General features: G+C 74.0%; 2 protein-coding genes. Both read right to left on the minus strand.

Annotated elements, in window-relative coordinates; all coding sequences use genetic code 11:
* Positions 1-97: 97 nt before the first annotated feature.
* On the minus strand, positions 98-889 hold the full coding sequence (locus tag ACZ4Z2_RS37285; protein ID WP_468082223.1) for a peptidoglycan-binding domain-containing protein: 792 nt from the start codon (positions 887-889) through the stop codon (positions 98-100).
* A 310-nt stretch (positions 890-1,199) separates the two neighbouring features.
* Positions 1,200-1,592 carry a PPOX class F420-dependent oxidoreductase gene (locus ACZ4Z2_RS37290; protein ID WP_468082225.1) on the minus strand — a complete coding sequence of 131 codons (393 nt, stop codon included), beginning with the start codon at positions 1,590-1,592 and terminating at the stop codon, positions 1,200-1,202.
* Positions 1,593-1,696 lie beyond the last annotated feature (104 nt).

The following is a 1,696-nucleotide window of genomic DNA, read 5'->3' on the forward strand; positions in this document are numbered from 1 at the left end:
GCCCTGACCCGTGTACTGGACGTACTCGGGTCGGGGCCCGGTGCGTCGAGAGCGCGTGCATGGCGTCGCGGGGTAGGTGGGAATTTGACGACAGGACCTAGGTTGTGGTGCGGGATTCGAGGTCCTTGCGGGTGTCGTCGCCGTAGACGCCGGTCTCGTCGCCGCGGATGCCGTACCAGAGCTGGAAGCGGGCGACGGCCTCGCGCAGGACGACGTCGTACTCGCCGGAGGTGGGGCCGTTGTCGTAGACGTTGGGGATGCGGCGAAGGCGCTGCTGGAGTTCGGAGACCTCGGGGCCGCGGTCGCCCTCGCGGAGGGTGCCGGGGCCGTCGGGGTCGGCGGCGTCGTCGCGTGCCGGGGCGGAGGGCGCGGGCCGCGACGCGGACGGCGCGGACGGGGCGGGTGCGGACGGGGCGGGTGCGGTGGGCCGGGCCTCCGGCCTGGTGTCGCCGCGGGGGAGGAGGAGTGCGGCGCCGAAGCCGAGCAGGGCCGCCGCGCCGACTCCGACGACGACCGCCGCGCGTTTGAGTCCCGCGCCGCCGTCCGGCGCCGGGCGCCTCCGCGTCGGCCGTTCATCGCGCGGGGCGGCGCCGGTCGCGAAGTCCTCGCCCGCGCGCACCGGCGGGATCTCCTCGGTCTCGTACTCCTCCGTTCGGGGCAGGAGCCGCTCCGGGGCGGGTGCGGGGTCCGGCGCCGCGGGCCGGTCCGGCGCGGGTGAAGGCGGTACGACGACGGTCTCGTACTCCTCCTTCGGGGCCGTCGTCCCCTTGTGCAGCTCGAACTCCCGCAGCAGTTCCGCCAGGGCCTCGGTCCTGCGGCGGCGTATGACGTACGTGGGCTCGATCGTGGGACGTTTCGTCGTCTGCCCCGGTTCGGGCGGCATCGACACGCTGTTCTCCTTCCGTGCGAGCGGTCTCCCGCCATCCCCGTGAGGAGATACGGGAGGACCGGCCGGAGGGTTCAGCTCATTGCCGCGGGCCTGGAGACGGCCGCCGAGCGCGGTGACGCGTTCGGTGCGGCCGACGAGTCCGAAGCCGCCGCCCCGGGCCGCCTCCGGCAGGGGGCTCGCGGTCCTGTCCCCGGGCTTCCTCGCCGCCGCCTCCGCCGGGCTCAACGGGGCCCTCCCCGAGGAAGGGACGAGCGTCAGGCGTCAGGCGTCAGGCGTCAGGCGTCAGGCGTCAGGCGTCAGGCGTCAGGCGTCAGGCGTCAGGCGTCAGGGTGACGCGTACGCCGACGGTGCCGGTCGAGCCCCGGCGGAGGCGGCTGCCCAGGAGGGTGAGGCGGCCGAGGAGGCCGTACTTGCGGGCGATGAGCCGGCGGTAGGCGGCGGAGCCGGCCGCGTCGAGGATCTCGGCGCGGGCGGGGACGGAGTCGCCGGTGGGATTGCCGCGCACGTCGCAGGGGCCGACGAGGACGTCGGCGCGGTTGCGGATCCGCTTGACCTTCCAGGAGTCGGCGACCGTCCAGACACCGAGCGCGTCCCCGTCCCGCACCACCCACACCGGGGTGGGGACGGCGGTGCCGTTCTTCCGGTAGGTGGTGAGCAGCAGGTACGTGCCCGCGCCGAGCGCGTCGAGTGTGGTGTCGGCCATGGGCGGAGTCTAGGTGTTCTGTCCACGGAGGTTCGTGACGCAAGTCTCGGCTGAAGGATCTTGAAACGGGTGAGGGCCTTCTGGCCTGGTGTGGATTGCGACAT

This window comes from Streptomyces sp. NPDC030183 (assembly GCF_055573455.1).